This is a genomic window from Paenarthrobacter sp. GQ52, assembly GCF_059759005.1.
On the sequence record NZ_JCAXEJ010000011.1, the window covers coordinates 1 to 19,435 of the forward strand.

A 19,435-nucleotide genomic window follows, 5' to 3' on the forward strand; every position below is an offset into this window, starting at 1 on the left:
GAAAGCTCGTTTGACGTCTTATTCCTCCGTGAAGTCCCCGGCGTCCCTGCGGAAAGTGCCCAGTACACGGATGAGGTGATCGACGTCCTCGGTTCCGAAGCCTGACTTGCCAAAAACCTCGGCGTTGAGGGCCGCCGTCGCTTTTTTGGCGAGGGTGCGTCCCTCTGCGGTGAGTTCGATGAGGGTCGTGCGCCCGTCCGTTGGGTGCGGGGAACGGGCCACCAGGGCGGCTTTCTCCAAGCGGTCGACGGCGTTGGTCACCGACGTCGGGTGAACCTGCAAGAGCGCGCTGGCTTTGTTCATGGGCAGCGCACCGCTGCGGGCGAAGCTCAGCAATGCCAACAGTTCGTAGCGCGCGAACGTCAGCCCGAACGGCTTGAGCACCGTTTCGATGCGCGCCAGGAGGATCTGTTGTGTGCGCATGATCGCTGTGATGGCAGCCATGGGCGCGGCGACATCGCCCCAACCATGCCGTTCCCAGTTTCGTTGGGCATCGGCAATGGGGTCGCGGGGGAGTGGCGTGCCCATGGGCCTCCTTTGGTTGCCGGAATAGCTTGGTGTATTGGGTAGCTAGTCTTTCAGATTCGGGAACTCTTCCTCGGTGTATTCGACGCCCAAACCTGCGGGCAGCGGGCCGTCGCCGTGCCGGGCGACTTCCGTCCCGCGCAGCTCCACCCGCCTGATCTTGCCGGAAATCGTCTTGGGCAGCTCCCCAAATTCGAGCCGTCGGATGCGCTTGAACGGCGCCAAATGCTCACGGCAGTACCTGAGAATGTCCTCTGCGACCGCCGGCCCGGCTTCATAGCCGGCAGCCAACACCACAAACGCCTTGGGCACCGACAGCTTTACAGCGTCAGGCGAAGGTACGACGGCGGCCTCCGCTACTGCCGGGTGTTCGATCAGGACGCTTTCGAGTTCGAAAGGCGACAATCGATAGTCGGAGGACTTGAAGACGTCGTCATCCCGGCCGACGTAAGTAATGACGCCGTCGGAATCCCGGCTCGCCATGTCGCCCGTGTGATAGTAGCCATCGCGGAAGGCTTCGGCCGTCTTGGCTTCGTCGCCGAAGTAGCTCTTCATGAGTCCCACGGGACGGGGGTCCAAGCGCAAGCAGAGTTCGCCGTCGTCGGATTCCTGCCCGGTGAGCGGGTCCACCAGGACCACGTCGTATCCCGGCAGTGGCCGTCCCATGGAGCCGATTTTCACCGGCTGCGCGGGCGTGTTGGCGATCTGGACCGTGGATTCGGTTTGGCCGAAGCCGTCACGGATGGTGACTCCCCAGGCTTCCTCCACCTGACCGATAACTTCGGCGTTGAGTGGTTCGCCGGCAGAGACCACCTTAAGTGGCGGGGTGGTGAGTTGGGTGAGGTCGGCCTGGATGAGCATGCGCCACACAGTAGGCGGGGCGCAGAAACTCGTGACGCCTTCGCGGCCCATCTGTTCCATGAGAGCCGCAGCGTCGAAGCGTTGGTAGTTGTAAATGAAGACTGTGGCTTCCGCGATCCACGGCGTGAAGACGTTGGACCAGGCATGTTTAGCCCAGCCCGGGGATGCGACGTTCAGGTGGACATCGCCCGGTTCCAGGCCGATCCAGTACATGGTGGACAAGTGGCCCACAGGATAGGACGTGTGCGTGTGCTCCACGAGTTTCGCCCGTGAGGTGGTGCCGGACGTGAAGTAAAGCAGCAGTGTCTCGTCGGCGCGAGTGGGCGCATCGGGCGTGAAGTCCGTACCGGCGTCGTACGAATCCGAGTACTGCTTAGCGTCCGCGTTGGTGCTCCCTGAGCCGACCTCAATCAGTGTGTAATCGCCCTCGACATCGGAGAATTTGCCGATGTTGGCACTTCCTGCAGCCACCCAGGTGGCCCCGCCTCGCTCCACCCGGTCCTGGAGATCGCGGGCGCCCATGAGGGTGGTGGTGGGGATCATGACGATGCCCAGCTTGATGCCTGCCAGCATGAGTTCCCACAGCTCAACCTGGTTGCCGAGCATGATGATCATGTGCTCGCCGCGCTTGACGCCTTGGTCCCGCAGCCAGTTGGCGAGTTGGGAGGACCTCCGGGAGAGATCCTTGAAGGTGCGCCGGGTTGAACTGCCGTCCTGTTCCACGATGACCAGCGCGGGCTGGCGGCCCCTGGTTTCGTCGGCGGCGATCTGGTCGAACCAGTCGAGTGCGAAGTTGAACTCCTCAAAGCGCGGCCATTGGAATTCTGCGTGTGCCTGCTTGTAGTCCTCGCGCAGCTCCAGGAGCCGATCGCGGGCCGCACGGAAGTCTTCTGTGACTGTCATAGTCCGCCTTTCGCCTTCGGGTTCCCGGCACCATCGCCGGGCTTCCCGCCTAGTGATCCACATCACCTTGCAATATACTAGGACATCCAAGGGTTTGGAAGAGCCCATGCGGGACATGACGAAGGGGTCTAATGCTCGACGAAAAAGCTGCCGGCACCGTTACCAGCGGTGCGGCACCAGAACGCGTCCTGCCTCCTTATCCGGAGGCGGACTTGATGCACGTCATTGACCTGCTCCCAGCCGGGGAGCGTGCACGGTATCTCGAGATCAGGGAGTTCCTGCAAACCCGGATCCGGGCTGCGAGCATCGACTACTGGAACCGGGAAGAATTTCCGTTCGGGCTGCTGGCTGACATGGCCAAGTTCGGGCTGGGTGGGCTGCAGACGGACGGCTCCTCAAAGCTGTTCAAGGGCCTCATGTACACCGAGGTCGCGCGGGCGGATGTGTCCCTTTCAGCGCTGGTGGGCATCCACAATGAGCTCATTGTCGGCATGATTAACGAGCTCGGTTCCCCTGAACAGAAACGCAAATGGCTGCCTGGTCTGGAGGCTTTCAGCCAACTGGGTGCCTTCGCGCTGACAGAACCGGATCACGGATCGGACATCGCCGGAGGACTCTCGACGACGGCGCGACGCGACGGCGGCGATTGGGTCATCAACGGTGCCAAGCGATGGATAGGGGCCGGCACGATTGCCGACTTTGCCCTGGTTTGGGCTCGCGATGAGGCTGACGGACACATCAAGGGCTTCATCGTCGAGACGGACCGCCCCGGCTACTCAGCTACCAAGATCTCCAACAAGATCGGCCTGCGCATCATGCAGAATGCGGACATCGTGTTGGACGAGGTGCGCATTCCTTTGGAAAACCTCCTGCCAGGTGCCACGGAGTTTTCCCGCGCTAATGACCTCTTGCGTGATTCCCGGGCATGGGTGGGCTGGCAAGCTGCGGGAATTCAATTGGCTGCCTTTGATATCGCCCGTTCATACGCTTTGGAGCGCCGGCAGTTCGGCAAAGAGCTGGCCCGCTTCCAGTTGGTGCAGCAGCAGCTCGCCGACATTCTGGGCAATGCCAACGCTTCACTGTCCATGATGGTTGAACTCGCCCGGATCCAGCAGGCCGGGAAGCTCGAAATGGTGCAGGCTGCCATGTGCAAAGCCACCACTACCCGGCTGGCCCGTTCCTCCGTTGCCATGGGCCGTTCGTTGTTGGGCGGGAACGGGATCACCACTGATTACGAGATGGCCAAGCTCTTCGGCGACGCAGAGATTCTGTATACGTACGAAGGCAGCTACGAGATCAACTCCATGATCGTGGCCCGCGCGGTGACGGGGAAGTCGGCGTTCGTCTGAGCATCCCTTCGCCGGTTGAACGTCGGCGAAGGGATGCTCGTTGGAAGTGAGAGATAGCTCCGTGGCTAGGAGCTTTGAGCTACCACTTGGGGGGACTCCTCAGGCGTGACCAGGGCTGCGTGCTCGGCCAGGACTCCTGTCCGATGCCTGATGCGGAGGCGGTAGAGGAGCGTTCCGCCGATGATGACCGCTGCGACAAAGATGACGCCACCCCATTGCAGGTACCACTCGAAGGGCGGTACTGAGTTGTAGATCTCCGGCCGCGGCCACACGAGGTTCAACGTCATCGCGCCGCCCCACAGCACGGCCAGGATGTTCACGGGGAGCCCCCATTTGCCGAGGCTGAATCCCGGTTCTGATCCGTCGTCCTGCAAGGGCCACTTCTTCAGGAACCGGCGCCGCAGCAAGGGCACTGTCACCAGCAGGTAGGACAGGTAGATCAGGACGATGCTGATGCTGGACAGAATGGTGAAGATGGCTGGCTGCGAGATGTTGACGATCAGCGGAATCACTGCCACCACGCCAATAACGATGGCAGCCACTGTGGGGGTTTTGCGGGTGGGGTGCACTTTGCTGAGCTGACGGCTGAAGGGAAGGTTGTTGTCCCTGGCCATGGCAAACATCATCCGGATAGCCGCTGCATGAACGGCCAGAGTACAGACCACTACAGCCACGACGATGCACGCCAGGAACGCCTTGCCGAACGGGCCACCCAGCACCGACAACACAATGTACTGCAGCCCGCCATCGGCGGCTCCGAGCTTGGGGTCGGAAAGATCGGGGGCGGCCAGGATTCCGCCCAGAAGGAGCAAACCACCCAGGAGGAAGGACGCCGTAACGGCGCGCAGGATCGCCCTGGGAGCCGTGCGCTTGGGGTCCTTGGTCTCTTCGCCCAAGGAACTTGCGGTGTCGAATCCGTACATGACGTAGCCGGAAGCCATAGCGGCGATGAGGAACACTCCGAAGAAGCCCAAGGGATGCTCTTCGCCGAATCCAGCCGTGTCCAGGAGGACTTCCGGTCCGCGGACGGAATGCCAGATGAGTGCTGCAATAAGCAGGACGGCCGCAACGAGTTCCACGAACACGCCCACGCTGTTGATCATGGTCATGAGTTTCACGCCGAACGCGTTGATGAGAGTGGAAATGCCAATCATGATACTGGCCAGGACGACCCCGTTGACGGCGAAATCGTAAGGACCTGTTCCGTCGCCTACCAGTTGGAAACCGCTCCAGATCTGCGGCAAGGTGATTTGGAGGGCCAAGGCCACGGACCCCAAGGCCATGATCGAGGACAGCAGCAGCAACCAGCCCGCCAACCAGGCCCATGTTCCTGTCGATAGCCTTTTTGCCCAGTTGTACACCGATCCGGCCACGGGGTAGCGTCCGGCCAGTTCCGCAAAGCATAGGGCGACCATGAGCTGGCCGACGAAGACGATGGGCCACGACCAGGCGTAGGCGGGTCCCGCCGTCGAGAATCCAAAGTAAAACAATTGAAAAACGCCGGTGAGAATGGAGATGTAACTGACGCCGGCCGCGAAGCTGGCAAACTTACCGATGCTGCGATCAAGGGTTTGGGCATAGCCAAACTCGTCCATGCCGCTTGCATCGCTCTTGCAGGGTCCTATTTTGCTGGGTTCTAACATTCGAACTCCTAATTCAGACATGCACGAATGGTGATTACCTGCGGCCGCCGTTGGACGCAGTCGAAATCAAAGGCCGGGCACCACGATGTGCCTCGGGCTGTTCCCCCATTGTTTGTTGCGTGGGTCTAAAAGCAGGGTGCCTGTTCAGGCGAGGGACAAGCTGAAGTCGGCTTCCGCCGTCGTGGTTTCCTCCGTCCGGTTGGCTCGGACGAAATCAGACTTAATGAGGTCGGCGCAACGTTCGCCAATCATCATCACTGTGATGTTGGGGTTCACGGTGACGTGTTCCGGCATGACGGAGGCATCGGCCACGCGCAGCCCGGTGACGCCCTTGACCCGCAGCTCGGGATCCAGGGGTGACATGTCGTCATCCACTGGTCCCATGCGGACTGTGCCGACCGGGTGGTAGACGGTGTTGTGCGTTTTGCGGATGTAATCCTGCAGTTCCTCGTCGCTCTGTGCCTCAATTCCAGGAGAGAGTTCCCGGCCGGTCCATTCAGCCATGGCTGGCTGCGCGGCAATTTCCCGGGCTTTCCGGATGCCGGCCACCATGACGCGCATATCGTGCCCTTCAGGATCGGTGAAGTACCGGGGGTCCACCATGGGCTTGTCGCGGAAGTCCCGGCTACGCAGCCGGACCGTCCCGCGGGAACGGGCATGCGTGACGTTCGGTGTGAGGCTGAAGCCGTTCTCCGTGGTGGGGTAGCCGTACCGCAGGGTGTTCATGTCGAAGGGCACGGAGCCATAGTGCATCATCAGGTCCGGGCGGTCGAGGCCCGCCTCGGTGGGGGTGAAGATGCCGATCTCCCACCACTGGGTGGAGGTCTGCACCATGGGCTGCTTGGCCTCGAACTGCACCACGCCTTCCGGGTGGTCCTGGAGGTGCTCGCCGACGCCGGGGGAATCCACCAGTACCTCGATGCCATGCGCCGCCAGATGTGCAGCCGGGCCTATGCCGGAAAGCATGAGGAGCTTGGGGGAGTCGATGGCGCCAGTAGACAGGATGACCTCGCGACGCGCCGCGAGCCTGTGCGTCCGGCCGAAGGCCGAGTCCACAACGTCGACGCCGGTGCAGCGCTTGTCAGCGTCGAACACCAGTTGGCGTGCCCGCAGGCCGGTCAGCAGCGTGAAGTTTTCGCGATCGACGATGGGGTGGATATAGGAGACAGAACTGGAGGAACGCGTGCCGTCCGAGCGGCGGTTGATTTGGAAGAAATTAGCGCCGTTGATCACGGTGGTGCCGTCATTGAACTTTGCGCGGGGGATGCCGGTCTGCTCGCAGGCATCAAGGAGCGCGACTCCGGCGGGATCGTTCGGGGGAACGTTCATCAAGTGCACAGGACCGGAATCGCCATGATGGGGAGCATCCGGGCCGGCGTCCTCATTGGTTTCCAGGCGCTTGTATAAAGGCCATGCGGCAGCAGCGTTCCAGCCGGTGGCGCCGTACTTTGACTCCCACTCATCCAAGTCCTCGCGGGGAGCCCAAAAGGCGATGCAGGAGTTGTGGCTGGAGCAGCCACCCATCACCTTGGCGCGGGCGTGACGCATGAAGGAGTTGCCGTTTTCCTGCGGTTCCACCGGGTAGTCCCAGTCGTAGCCGGATTCCAGCAGCTCCATCCAGCGGTCCAGCTGCAGGATCTCCGGCAGGTTCCGGTCATCAGGTCCGGCTTCCACCAAGGCAACGGTGACGGCAGGGTCCTCGCTCAGCCGGGCGGCGACGGCGGCTCCTGCAGACCCTCCGCCGATGATGACGTAATCGAATCCGCGCTCGCTGAGGTCCTCAATGTTGTCAACGTGCATCTATTTCTCCTTGCCGTGGTCTGCGAACCAGCCGGTCACCTGGGGGCTGGTGTTTTGGTAGATGTGCTTGGCTTCCTGGTATTCACCCAATCCGGTGGGCCCGAGTTCGCGGCCGACGCCGGACTGGCCGAAGCCGCCCCACTCGGCCTGGGGAAGGTAGGGGTGGTAGTCGTTGATCCAGACCGTGCCGTGCCGCAAACGGCCCGCTACCCGCTGGGCCTTGCCGGCGTCCTGGGTCCAGACGGCACCGGCCAATCCGTAGATGGTGTCGTTGGCGGTGGCTACGGCTTCGTCCTCAGTGCGGAAGGTTTCCACTGTTACTACCGGGCCAAAGGCTTCGTCGATGACTACCGACATTCCCTTTTGGACGCGGTCCAGGACGGTCGGCTGGTAGTAGAAGCCGGCGTCGAACTTCTCGCCTTCAGGTGCCGCGCCGCCGCACCGCAGCCGTGCGCCTTCGGCCACGCCACGCTGGACGTAGGCGTCCACCTTCTCCCGGTGGGCCGCGGAGATCAGTGGTCCGGTTTCGGCGGACTCATCGAAGGGGCCTCCGAGGCGAATGTTCTGTGCCTTACGGACCAGTTCGTCAACGAAGCGTTCGGCGATGGATTCCTCCACCACCAGCCGCGCCCCGGCGGAGCAGACCTGTCCTGAATGCACAAAGGCACCGTTCAGCGCATTGTCGACGGCGGCGTCGAAGTCAGCGTCAGCGAACACGACGTTGGGGTTCTTGCCGCCAAGCTCCAGCGCCACCTTTTTCACGGTGCCGGCTGCGGCTGCGGCAATGCGCTTGCCGGTTTCCAATCCGCCGGTGAAGGAGACCAGATCAATGTCGGGGTGCTCCGAAAGGGGTGCGCCAGCCTGGGCTCCCGGGCCCGTCACGAGGTTGGCGACGCCGTCCGGCAGGCCAAGGTCCTTCAGCAACTGCATGGCAAGGATCGCCGTGGACGGGGTCAGCTCGGCGGGCTTGAGGACGAAGGTGCAGCCAGCGGCCAGGGCGGGCGCGATCTTCCACGCCGCCTGCAGCAGCGGGTAGTTCCATGGCGTGATCAAGCCGCAGACGCCTACCGGCTCGTAGACTATTTTGCTCACGACGGCGGGGTCCCCGGCGTCGACCACCCGGCCGGCAGACTGCCCGGCGAGACGCCCGAAGTATTCGAAGCAGGCGGCGATGTCGTCGATGTCGATGCGGCTTTCAATGATGCGCTTGCCGGTGTCCAAGGATTCGGCGCGGGCGAACTTCTCCCGGCGTTCGCGCAGTTCCGCTGCGACTTTGAGCAGGAACGCGCCGCGCTCAGGGGCCGGGACTGAAGACCAGACGCCGGAGTCGAAGGCGGCGCGAGCTGCGGAAATGGCGCGCTCGGCGTCTTCGCGGCCGGCTTCGGACACCGTGGCGACCAGCTCGCCGTCGGCAGGGTTACGGATTTCGCGCACCGCGCCGGAAGCAGCCGGCTCCCACGCACCGTTGATGAAAAGTGTGGAGGCGGAATCGGAAAATGTGGCTTGGGTCATACGAAGCAGGCTAGTGCATCTTGAACATCTGTTCAAGGAAAATTATGAACAGATGTTCAAAGAGGGTTGATATTAAGCGGTGCCCGATTGATGAAAGCGACATTGACGATGTGGTCGCCGCCGGCTTCCTTTGTGTTCTGGAAAATCACCTGATACGGCGTCCTGCCGATCAGCAGCGCTATCCCGTCGGGGGCCCTGTCGGGCGATTTGGCTACATCGAGGAGCATGCGCCGGAAATGCGGATTATGTTCTACTTGCCCGCGGATCCCGGATCTGTCAAAGGATGCCAGGGTAGACAGCCACACGGTTCCATCGGCCTCGGTTACTCCATGAGCGGGGTAGACGACGCGGCCTGTTTCGGTGGTGAATCCCGAGTCGCCAAGCGCTATTTTGAACCGTGCGCACCATGTAGTGAAGTGTCTTTCCAGCATGCGTTCGGGGTCAGCCGTGACGACGCTTCTGAAGAAGGCCAGGTCAGCTACGGACATTAGGCAGCTCGTCGGGTTCGCAGCGCAGCTGTTGTTTTCGTGAAATCAGCCCGGGTGGTCGGGACGGGTTCGAAGTCGACTGTCGTAGCTGGAGAAGGCCACCTGGTGAGTGCATCGAGGCGTTCGCGGCAGCGGAAAAGGGCTTCGTAACTTTGAGTGGTGCGCTCCATGATGGCGTGGATACTTCCTCGGTGGTAGGCAGCCGAGACGTTGATCGTGGCAAGTTCCTCGCTGCAGATGTTCCCTACGTCCGCAAGCAGATCCCAGCCAAGACGATGGCCTTGATCGGACCAGTCGAGATGGAGGGACGCAATGGTCTGGGCTTGTTGTGCCCGGGATCCGCTGACCGCCACGTCATAGATGAGTCGTTCGAAATGCGCGAACGTGGCCAACCCGGTGCGGACATCGGTGCAGGAGAGAGGTTCCAGGTGCTCCATCTCCGCGGTCCATCCCTCTACTAAGGCAAGCATGGAAGAGTCATCCGGGGGCAAATCGGCAACGGTGTAAAAGGCGCGAAGGTCCATCATGGTCTCGCGGACGCCCACCCCGTGGTAGGCGCGGGAGGCGCCCAGCCGTCTCGCCACGTTCTGAAGTTCGTCCCCCCGGACTCTCGCCCTGGTGGTCTCCGCGACCTCAGGTACCAGCCAATCACCGGGAAGCTTCCATCCCGCCTGAAGGCTGCTTTGCTGCCAACGAAGTTGGAGTCCACAGGATGTAATAACGAGGTCGCCGCTACGAATCTCTGTTTGGTCGTTCATGTCAAGTAAGTACCGCGGGTACTGGATTTGTGTCGCGACATTGACGAATTGGCCGCCAGTGGTGGTAGGCGGAATGGCGGAGTATTTTCTTGGATCCGTTAAGGACCAAGTGGCGACACGATCGGCGCCCGTGCAGCACTTAACGGGTGTGCGAAGTGAATGGGTAGTAGAGGGTATTCGGCAGCTCAAATCCACATGGGGCCATCTCAAACGGCGGCCTCATGGGTCGGGCTTGGTGCTGATGTATGCAGCAGACAGACGGTTGGTCAGGCCGGGGGAGACGGTAGTTTTCACAGCCTGGATCGTCAACGAAACGGGTCGGCGCCTCAATGACGTCCACCTAGTCCCCGGATCGCTGACCAATGAGGCTTTGGAAGTACTTCATTTCCAGCCGTTATCCCGGAGGGACGTCCAGCCAATCGGCCATCTCGGAAGGTTCGAGACCGCATATCGAAGCTTCTCCTATTCGGTGACGACGCGGGATCAATTGCACGGATGCGAACTCCTGAGCAGCATGCGGGTGAGCGGACGTTCGGCCTTTCGGGAGTTCCACGACCAGCAAGATGCCTTCATTACAGTTCGCGGCTGATAGGTGTCTATCAAAAAACTTCCTGGAACTTGCAACACATTCAGTTCCCTGCCGCTACTCCCTTAGTGAAGCTTCGCCCTGCTGAGGGTGTGGCTATGCCCTGTAAATGTTCGGCTCCCCAGTGGAGCGGTTGAGAAGAGTTCTTGGAAGGACCTCCATTGAAGTTTCCCCGTGGGAGAGCGACGGCCATTGCTGCCGCGTTGATGGTGGTCCTTGGCGGGCTGTCGTTAGGCGCACCGGCGCAGGCCTACGAAGTGGCCACAGCCCCGGCGAACGTTACCGGCGGAGCCGCCGTGCTGACGATGCCGGGATCCGGCCTGACCACCACCTATGACCAGTCCGGTCTGACCTACCTGGCGGGCAGGACGACGCTGGATAGCCGTGGGTACGTTGCCTCTGACTATTCGCAGGGCGTCCCCGCTGCCTCTCCCGCCGTCGAGTTCTGGACGGACGCCGTGAATAACTGCCCGGCCAGTGGGTCGTGTTCGGGCCTGGGAACTATCACAGTTGCCTTTAGCCAACCGGTCAGAAACCCGGTGCTGAATCTGGCAGGTATGGGCGGGTACGTGAACCTCGACATCGGCAACAACGGCAGTGTTGATCAGCAGTCGCAGTACCACGTCGTCTTGAACCTCGCCACTGCGGGTTTGACCATGAGCAAGCTCTCCGGAGGCAATCTCGCCGTCAGTGGTAACTCCATTACGGCGGTGAATGACAATACCGGTACTTCGTGCAGCACCACAGCTCAAAGCGGCAATCCCACTCCGCTCAGCGCTCAAGCAACAGCTGCATGCGGTTCGGTGAGAGTTAACGGCGTCGTTACCACCTTGACCTTTGATGTCAGCAGCGTTCACGTTCCGACCAGCAACTCGATGCCCGGCTACACGGATAACGTCGTCACGAATGCCAATGAGCACAACCAAGACAACTTCCTCATGGCCGTCACGGTTCCGCAGGACTTCGGGGATGCCCCGTCGTCCTACGATCAAGGCAGCGCCGCTAGGGCTGTGACATCCGACGTTACGCTGGGTGCCAACCTCACCGAGGATAACGCCAACGTTGCCAACGGCACGGTGTCGCCCAATGCCAGCGTTACTGCAGCGCTGGACCAGATGGACGATGGTGTCGTTATGACGCCTATGACGGCGGGGGTGACCAGCTACTCCAGAACCGTCGCCATCAGTGGTGCCAGCAAAGCCGGAATGACGTGCGGGTGGATCGACGTCAACAAGGACGGGCTCTTTAACAACACGGCGGAGCGGGCGTGTGCCAGCTTTGCGGCCGGAGCCACATCGGCCACGCTCAACTGGACTGCTATCCCTGCCGGTATGACTGCCGGGACCACCTATGCGCGCTTCCGGATCGGTTACAACACCGCCCAGGTCCAGTTGCCCATTGGACCTTCGAATTCAGGCGAGGTGGAGGACTACATCGTCACCATCGCCCCTGCCGCTGCTCCGGCCATCACGTTGGTCAAGACTGTAGACAGGACCACGCTCGTGGCCGGTCAAACTGCCACGTATACGTTTGTGGCCCAGAACACCGGCAACGTCACCCTGACGGGCGTCGTGATCAGCGAAACGCAATTCTCCGGCACCGGCACCTTGTCGGCTTTGACGTACACCTGGCCGGGATTGCCTGGTGTGTTGCTGGCCGGGCAATCGGTGACTGCTACAGCCACCTACGTTGTGACCCAAAGCGATGTGACCACCGGGGTTCTGACGAACACGGCCATGGTCACAGGCAACCCGCCCACGGGACCACCGGTCACGGCCACGGACAATGCAGAAATTAAGGCGCCCCCGGCGTGGACGATCAAGAAGACGGCGACGGTCAACGGTACAGTTCCTGCGAACGGATCGGTAACCCCCGGCCAGACGATCAACTATGCAGTGACCGCAACCAGCCTCAGCGGCATCATCACAGGGGTAGTCCTCAACGACAATCTCGCTGACGTTCTGGACGATGCGACGTACGTCCCCGGCTCAGCAACTCTCACCATAGGAACAGGAACCCCCGTTGCGGTGGCGGATCCGGTTGCCCCCTCAACAACGTTGACAACTGCCGCTTTCACGCTTCCTGCCGGTCAAACCGCGACACTGCTCTACAGCGTGACAGTCAAGACGGGTGCCTGGAATGCCACATTGGTCAACACGGTAACCGGCAGTGGCAGCACACCTCCCCAAACTTGCGCTGCTTCAGGCTCCTCCGGTCCCGGGCCCGATTGCACCACCACACACCAGACACCTGCCAAAGTCCTCATCGAAAAAGTCGGCGAATCTTCCAACGAGGAATGGGTCAGAATGGCCGGCTCTTCCTGGACGATTTACACCGATAATAACGGCGTCCCCGGAGCTGCCCTGGTAAGCCCGACCGCGGTTGCCGTGGCAGGCGAGACAGGTTTGTTCCAACTCGAGGGAATCAATCCCGGTATCTACTGGCTCGAAGAGACCACCGCACCCGACGGTTTCAATCTGTTGGCCGAGCCTGTGCAATTCACCGTGGCAGCCAACGGCGCGGTGACAGTTGGGCAGGGCAGCGGTGCGGGCGTCGTGAGCAGCAGCGACACCGACGGTGACGGGATCTTCCTCATCACTGTGCGCGATGTCCCGGCCTTGCAAATGCCGGAGTCCGGCGGCATCGGCTGGTGGCCCTTCACGGCAGCCGGATCACTTCTCCTCCTGACGGCCCTCGGCCTGGGACTTCTCAACATCCGCCGTCGAAACATCACCAGTACCTAGACCTTCCGGGCTTGCCGCCACCGCCGCAAGCCCGGAACCCAGAATGTTCACTCCGAGCATCCGAACCATCAATAGAAAGAAGATACAAAGTGAGTAATCCAAGCTCCTTGCGGCTGTGGAAAACCGCCGCCGCAACTATAGCCGGGGCGGTGCTGGCCATGTCGTTCTCCGTCGCACCGGCCTCGGCGGCGCCCTTGGTTGACGGCGACCAGACCGGTTCCATCACAGTCCACAAGTTCGAACGCCCTACCACTCCCACAGGCCTTCCCAACAACGGCACTGCGGTAGACACCTCCGGGTTGACGCCGTTGGGTGGCATTGAGTTCACCATTCAGCAGGTCAACACCATTGACCTGTCGACCAACGCCGGTTGGGACGCGGCCCATAACCTGAGCAGCGTCTTCGCCCCCGCCGATCCTGAAGGCTCCATTACCGGCGCCGGATACACCCTGGGTGCAGGGCAGGCCCAGACCACCGCTGCTGACGGCACCGCAGCGTTCGCCAACATCCCTGTCGGCCTGTACCTGGTCACCGAGACCAACTACCCCGCCGGTGTGACTCCTGCAGCTCCGTTCCTGGTCTCGGTTCCCTTGACCGACCCGGATAACCAGGACAACTGGATCTACGATGTTCACGTCTACCCGAAGAACTCCATTGCCGGTGCAGAAAAGACCGTCACGGATGCCCCCGATGTCAAGCTGGGCGACCAGATCGACTTCACCATCACCGGTGACATCCCCAACGAAGCCGTCATCGATGGTTACAAGATCGTGGACGTCCTCGATCCCAAGCTGACCTACGTAGGCGCCACCGCCACCCTGGTCGATGGCACCGTCATCACCGAAGGCACCGACTACAACGTCGTCTTCGACGCCGCAACGAACACGGTCTCCATCGTCTTCACCCCCGCAGGCCTGGCACTACTCGCAGCGAACAACGACACCCGCGTTCAGGTCGTAGTGAACACCACGGTCAACACCATCGGTGAAATCGAAAACGAAGCACTCGTTTACCCCAACCTGCCCAGCTTCGACGTAACCCCGGGCCAGCCCGGCGGCCCTATCGTTACTCCCCCGGTCGTGACCAAGTGGGGCGAAATGACGCTGCAGAAGGTTGACGAGAATGGCACGGCCCTTGCCGGCGCTGCCTTCTCCGTCTACGCCACCGAAGCTGACGCCCTGGCCGGCACCAACCCGATCGTCCTGAACGGCCAGAGCACCTTCACCGTTGCAGCCGATGGCACCCTGACGATCTCCGGTCTGCGTTACTCGGACTGGGCAGATGGCGCAGCTGTTGCACCGGGCTCGGCTGACTACCGGACCTACTACCTGGTGGAGACCACCGCCCCGGCCGGATACGAGCTGCTCGCCGAGCCGATCTCCTTCCTGATCAACTCAGCATCCACCACGGTTGGCATTGACCTGAGCGTCAAGAACATCCCGTCCAACGGCGGCTTCGAACTGCCCCTCACCGGTGGCGTCGGAACCGGCCTGCTCTACGCAGCCGGAGCGCTCTTGGTCGTCGGCGCAGGCCTGCTGTTCGTACGGAACCGCAAGACCACCAACAGCTAACACCTCGGGAGCCGCAACAGTGACTCCCATCTAGCCAAAGTGGGGAAGATCGTTTCGGCGATCTTCCCCACTTTGAAGTTTCAGCACTACACAACTATCCGCCACAGGACCCTGATGACTCATATCCAAGCCCCCTCCCGACCCGACCTCGGCCGAGTCATCGGATCGTGGAGCAAACAACGCATCCTCATAGTGCTGATCGCCATCTTGGGTGTGGGAATTTTGCTCTACCCAACAGCGGCTGCCTGGTTTTCCGACCGGGTCCACGCCACCGAAATCAGTGGCTATGTTGACACTGTGGGGAACTTGAACCCTTCTGCCAAAAAGTCCATCCTTGACGCGGCAAAGAAGTTCAACCAAGACCTTCCGTCCGGACCCCTCAGAGACCCCTACTCCCTCAATGACGAGGGCAAACAGACCACCATTGGGGCAGGATCAGACGCGTACCAGAATCTGCTGGATGTGGGGCCCGGTGGAATGATGGGCCGCATCAGCATCCCCTCCATCCATTCCGACCTGCCGATCTTTCATGGCACCGACGAAGACTCGCTGTCCAAGGGCGCCGGTCACCTGTTCGGTTCGGCTCTGCCAGTTGGGGGAGAGGGGACGCATAGTGTCCTTAGCGCGCACTCCGGCTTCGTCAGTGCAACCCTTTTTGAGAACCTCCACAAAGTCGCTAAAGGAGAAACCTTCAGCATCAGCGTCCTGGATCAGACCATCTACTACAAAGTGGACTCCATCCAAACGGTCTTGCCGGATCAAACGGACGCACTCCGAAAGGTGCCCGGCAAGGACTATGTAACTCTCATCACCTGTACACCCACCGGCGTTAACAGTCATCGCTTGCTCGTCCGCGGCGAACGCACAGAAGCCCCCAGTGCCGAGAGCCCGCAAACAATGCCTAGTCAAGCTTCAGACCCAGGTTTCCCCTGGTGGGTTCTTGGCCTCATCGGTGCGGCAACGGCTGCCATCCTGGTCACCCGCCCTCGCGATTCAGCTCAAGTCCAACGCCGGGAAAGGACCACACCGTGACGGCCAACCAACAGATTCTCATCGTCCGATGCGTGGATTTGGCGCAAGGGGACACCATTGAAGCTTGGTCGCAGGGAGTCCTTGTACATCGCGGTACCGTCACGCAGACCATGCCGAAGGCGGGACTGTTCTGGATCCGCGAAGACCAACTAAATGAGCGCCGGCTCGTGGACATGCACGAGCTGGAAATCCTGCTCTTCCCCAACGACCCTTAGGTGTTTGCGGGCGTTGCCGGGAAGGTGAACCGGCCTTCCCGAAGATTTTTTCCGTTTCCGCGACACGAACTGCCCCCTGGCCACACTTAAGAAGTGCAGCATTGCATCGATTTGTCGCGTGAACAGGTTGCTGCCGCTGCGACGGCCTTTGGTTCGAGCACCTGGCGGAAGATGCGTTTTTGAACACCGTCCACCACAGCTGCTGTGGGCCGAACGACTTGTAACCCGAAGATAGGAACGTCTGTGGCAACGGCGATGGAGACTCTGAGTGATGCTGATCTTGTCCTGAGGGTTCGGTCGGGGGATCAGGGGGCTTTCGCGAGTCTTTTTGACCGCCATCGGGATATGGCGCGGTATGTCGCGGCGGGGCAGGTGGATAACAGGGCCGATATTGAGGACATTGTTTCGGAGGCGTTTGTTTCGATTCATCAGGCCCTGATGCGTGGCAAGGGTCCTGACACTTTCTTTAGGGCGTACCTGCTGACAGCGGTGCGGCGGATCGCGCAGGCCCAGAACCGGATGGCGGCCCGTAGCCTGCCGGTTTCGGACAGTTTTGTGCTGGACCGGGTTGAGGATCCTGAGGACCCCGCTGTTGTCGGGTTTGAGTCCAGCACGGTGGCAGCCGCGTTCAAATCCCTGCCCGAGCGCTGGCAGGAAGTCCTGTGGTACGTGGACATAGAAGGAATGAAACCCGCCGCGGCATCGGAAGTCTTAGGGATCACCCCGAATGGGGTCTCGTCGCTGGCCATCCGGGCCCGTGAAGGCCTGCGGCAAGCCTATTTGCAGGGCCATATAAAAGACTCAACCTCCAAGGAATGTGAAGGGTATCCGGACCAGTTGGGGGCATACTCGCGGAATGGTCTGAGTCGGCGGGCACACCAGAAAGTCCAGAGCCATCTGGAATCCTGTTCGAGATGCACTGCCCTGCTCCTGGATCTCAATGACGTGCAGTCCGCCATGAGGGCCATCATCTTCCCCTTGATTGCGGGAGTGGCCCTGACCTCGGCCGCCCCCGGGATCACGGGTGCCGCTGGACTCGCGGGTACTGCTGGACTCGCGGGTACCGGGGCCGGTGCCGGCGGCGAGGCTGCTCCGAAGTCCATCGCTGCCATGATGAAAGTTGGGGCAGCGGGGTTGACCGGGGCGGTCATTATTGTGGGCGCCACCATAGCTTTGGCAGGAACCGGAACCAACAACCCCGGCACACCGCAGGCTGGAGAGGTGCCGGCATCCACTTCCAGCCAGGAGAACCAGAACACAAAGTCCCCCCTCACCGGCACCTATCCGGCCCCGGCCGCACCGACGAATCAACCCTCGAGTATTTCGGGCAACGGGCCGGAAACCCCTCCCGAAAATCCTGAAGAACTGCCCGCCCTGAACGGCGTGCAGCGCAGCCCCGCCGGCTTCCCCGCGCCGCCGCGCCGTCCGGTTGCTTGGCCTGCCCCGCCCACGGCCGCTCCGCCCAAGCCCTTCGAAGTGCCCAAGCCCTTCGAAGTCCTGCCGTCTCTACCCGGGGCGGGCACCACGAAGGACCCAACACCCCTGACGCCGAGCACCACCCCGACGCCAGCCCCCACACCGACACCAGCCCCGACTCAGAGCCCAACCCCCGCCCCGACCCCGACACCGAGCCCCACGCCGACGCCGAGCCCGACCAGGCCCATAGCACCAGAGGTCACGGCCACCGTCACCACGGGGGCGGGCTCAGGCGCGGCCGATGTCCAGGCGACAATCACCTTTACCATTGCCGGTCAAACTGCCACCGAAGCCGCTGAAGTGATCTTTTCCGTTTCCGACGGGGCAAGCCTGATCCCGGGAACACTCATACAACCTGCGGGATGGTCCTGCACAGCACATAACGACGGCACAAAAGAAGTCCGCTGCACGAGCACAGCCGTGGACCCCGGAAACCTGCAATTCACGCAAGGCATCTCTCGAAAAGACCCGGCCTCCCAGACCACCCTCGACTACCAATTCATGGGAACGGGATTGCCCACAACCACCTTCTCCAACACCTTCTGAGCACCTAGCAAAGGTCTCGCTGGACCCGGTAGTTACGCCGAAGGGGCGAAGGCGATCTGCTCCGTGCGGGCAATGCCGCGCTCGATGGCCGCCTGGTCGATGCCCAATAGCGTGGTGAGCCACATGCCGTTCTGCACCACTACGATGTCGGCTGCCCGTTCCCTGCATTCATCCGGGGAGAGGCCCGGAATTGCATTGCCGATCAAGGCTGCGAGCCCTTGGAGGTATCTCTCAAAGGCCGCGGCATTGATTTGTGCAAATTCCTCATCCGCCTGGGCGAGGGCCCACAAGTGGAGGCGGAGGGACAGGTACGGTGTGGTCAGAAGCCCGGGGTCCGCAACGCGCCGAAGCGACTCCCGGAGTTGCTCGTCAGGGGTTGACGTAGCTTTGGGCTCCACCAGCAGGAGGTCGTGCGCTTCAATCTGGTGAAGAACTGCGCGGATCAGACTCGACTTGTCTTCGTAGTAGTAGTTCACAAGCCCGAGGGCGACGCCGGCTTCACGCGACACGGCGCGCATGTTGATACCCGAAATGCCGTGGCGGGACAGCAGTTCCAGGGCTGCGTCGAGAATGCGTTTCTGCCTATCAACCTGTTCGCCGGACTTTACGGTGCTTGTACCCATTCGGCCAGACTATTGCCTAACCCGGATCAGCGCATCCTGACTGTCTAGAGGTTCTTTTTCGCGTAAACCCTAAGGGCATCCCTGACGAACGTTGCGCCTCTTTCTCCGCCATAGTTGGCGGCAAATCGAGGGTCAGCTACGTACATTTCCCCGAGGCCCGTGACGTAGCCCTTGACGTCTCCGCCGGGAGCGGCGGAGGGAGTTCCCGGGATGCCGCGAAGCCACTCTACGTGGCGCCGCGCCAGGTCTTGCGCCATCTCGCTGTCCGGTGGAACCCCGGATTCTGCGGCAGAGATCCAGTCTGCGCCCAGCTTTTGCACGTGGTTTTTCCATTGCTGCTTTTCCTCGTCGCTCATTCCGCGCCACCAGGAATCACTGGCGGCGTAAGCGTCTTTGCCCCAGCGTTCCTCCACCTCGTCCTTGTACTGAGTGTGGTCAAAGCCATCAAACATGTTCTGTGCCATGTACTTTCCATCCCCTTTCATCGTGTCAATGGTCTGCCGAACGGAGGCGATTTGCCGGGTCAGCCTGTCCTGCTCCTGGGCAAGCCATTGCAGATGGCTTGTCAGCGCTTTGACGGTATCCGTCTCGCGGTCAAGAACCGCGGCAATGGCCGGTAGTCCAAGTCCGAGTTCCCGGAGCAGGATGATTCGCTGGAGCTGAACCAGGGCCGGACCGTCATAGTAGCGATAGCCGTTATGGCCGGTCCGGCTTGGTTTGAGCAGTCCAATGTCGTCGTAGTGACGCAGCGTGCGGCTGGTGGTCCCTGCAATCTTGGCAATTTCCTGAATTGACCAGTCCAT

General features: G+C 61.4%; 15 protein-coding genes. 6 read left to right on the forward strand and 9 right to left on the reverse strand.

The genetic code is table 11. The annotated features are described in order from the left end of the window. Window positions 1–18: 18 nt before the first annotated feature. Both AC6CH8_RS14590 and AC6CH8_RS14595 read right to left on the reverse strand, forming a co-directional pair. Complete coding sequence (locus AC6CH8_RS14590) at window positions 19–528, reverse strand: MarR family winged helix-turn-helix transcriptional regulator (RefSeq protein ID WP_091464998.1); 510 nt, start codon at window positions 526–528, stop codon at window positions 19–21. Between the two features lie 42 nt (window positions 529–570). Next, window positions 571–2,289: an AMP-binding protein gene (locus AC6CH8_RS14595; protein ID WP_498191287.1), complete on the reverse strand. Its 1,719-nt coding sequence runs from the start codon at window positions 2,287–2,289 to the stop codon at window positions 571–573. Between the two features lie 131 nt (window positions 2,290–2,420). Here AC6CH8_RS14595 and AC6CH8_RS14600 point away from each other — a divergent pair, with 131 nt between their 5' ends. Further along, a complete protein-coding gene (locus AC6CH8_RS14600; RefSeq protein WP_498191288.1) occupies window positions 2,421–3,638 on the forward strand; it encodes an acyl-CoA dehydrogenase family protein in 1,218 nt (405 codons plus the stop codon). 65 nt (window positions 3,639–3,703) lie between these two features. Here the strand turns inward: AC6CH8_RS14600 and AC6CH8_RS14605 are convergent, their stop codons facing one another. From AC6CH8_RS14605 to AC6CH8_RS14625, 5 genes are all read right to left on the reverse strand, one after another. Further along, complete coding sequence (locus AC6CH8_RS14605; RefSeq protein ID WP_178992678.1) at window positions 3,704–5,281, reverse strand: APC family permease; 1,578 nt, start codon at window positions 5,279–5,281, stop codon at window positions 3,704–3,706. A gap of 144 nt (window positions 5,282–5,425) precedes the next feature. Then, window positions 5,426–7,081: a GMC family oxidoreductase gene (locus AC6CH8_RS14610; RefSeq protein ID WP_498191289.1), complete on the reverse strand. Its 1,656-nt coding sequence runs from the start codon at window positions 7,079–7,081 to the stop codon at window positions 5,426–5,428. Then, window positions 7,082–8,593, reverse strand: a complete 1,512-nt coding sequence (locus AC6CH8_RS14615; protein ID WP_498191290.1) for an aldehyde dehydrogenase family protein — start codon at window positions 8,591–8,593, stop codon at window positions 7,082–7,084. It lies immediately after the preceding gene. Window positions 8,594–8,649: 56 nt separating this feature from the next. Beyond that, window positions 8,650–9,081 (reverse strand): hypothetical protein, encoded by a 432-nt coding sequence (locus AC6CH8_RS14620; RefSeq protein WP_364307543.1) that lies wholly within the window; start codon window positions 9,079–9,081, stop codon window positions 8,650–8,652. Beyond that, window positions 9,081–9,839 carry a hypothetical protein gene (locus tag AC6CH8_RS14625; protein ID WP_498191291.1) on the reverse strand — a complete coding sequence of 253 codons (759 nt, stop codon included), beginning with the start codon at window positions 9,837–9,839 and terminating at the stop codon, window positions 9,081–9,083. The genes AC6CH8_RS14620 and AC6CH8_RS14625 overlap by 1 nt, the downstream gene beginning before the upstream one ends. A gap of 747 nt (window positions 9,840–10,586) precedes the next feature. On the opposite strand from AC6CH8_RS14625, the gene AC6CH8_RS14630 reads away from it, so the two are divergent. The 5 genes from AC6CH8_RS14630 (at window position 10,587) to AC6CH8_RS14650 (ending at window position 18,009) form a co-directional block, all read left to right on the forward strand. After that, on the forward strand, window positions 10,587–13,169 hold the full coding sequence (locus AC6CH8_RS14630) for a CLIPPER-2 domain-containing protein (protein ID WP_498191292.1): 2,583 nt from the start codon (window positions 10,587–10,589) through the stop codon (window positions 13,167–13,169). 89 nt (window positions 13,170–13,258) lie between these two features. Beyond that, window positions 13,259–14,740, forward strand: coding sequence for a SpaH/EbpB family LPXTG-anchored major pilin (locus tag AC6CH8_RS14635; RefSeq protein ID WP_498191293.1), 1,482 nt, complete (start codon window positions 13,259–13,261; stop codon window positions 14,738–14,740). Window positions 14,741–14,854: 114 nt separating this feature from the next. Then, on the forward strand, window positions 14,855–15,772 hold the full coding sequence (locus AC6CH8_RS14640) for a class C sortase (protein WP_429331161.1): 918 nt from the start codon (window positions 14,855–14,857) through the stop codon (window positions 15,770–15,772). After that, a complete protein-coding gene (locus AC6CH8_RS14645; RefSeq protein WP_420179964.1) occupies window positions 15,769–15,987 on the forward strand; it encodes a hypothetical protein in 219 nt (72 codons plus the stop codon). The genes AC6CH8_RS14640 and AC6CH8_RS14645 overlap by 4 nt, the downstream gene beginning before the upstream one ends. Before the next feature lie 243 nt (window positions 15,988–16,230). Next, window positions 16,231–18,009 carry a sigma-70 family RNA polymerase sigma factor gene (locus tag AC6CH8_RS14650; RefSeq protein WP_498191294.1) on the forward strand — a complete coding sequence of 593 codons (1,779 nt, stop codon included), beginning with the start codon at window positions 16,231–16,233 and terminating at the stop codon, window positions 18,007–18,009. A 32-nt stretch (window positions 18,010–18,041) separates the two neighbouring features. On the opposite strand, the gene AC6CH8_RS14655 is transcribed toward AC6CH8_RS14650, so the two are convergent. Both AC6CH8_RS14655 and AC6CH8_RS14660 read right to left on the reverse strand, forming a co-directional pair. Then, window positions 18,042–18,632 (reverse strand): TetR/AcrR family transcriptional regulator, encoded by a 591-nt coding sequence (locus AC6CH8_RS14655; protein ID WP_498191295.1) that lies wholly within the window; start codon window positions 18,630–18,632, stop codon window positions 18,042–18,044. Between the two features lie 44 nt (window positions 18,633–18,676). Continuing rightward, window positions 18,677–19,435: a MerR family transcriptional regulator gene (locus tag AC6CH8_RS14660; protein WP_498191296.1), complete on the reverse strand. Its 759-nt coding sequence runs from the start codon at window positions 19,433–19,435 to the stop codon at window positions 18,677–18,679.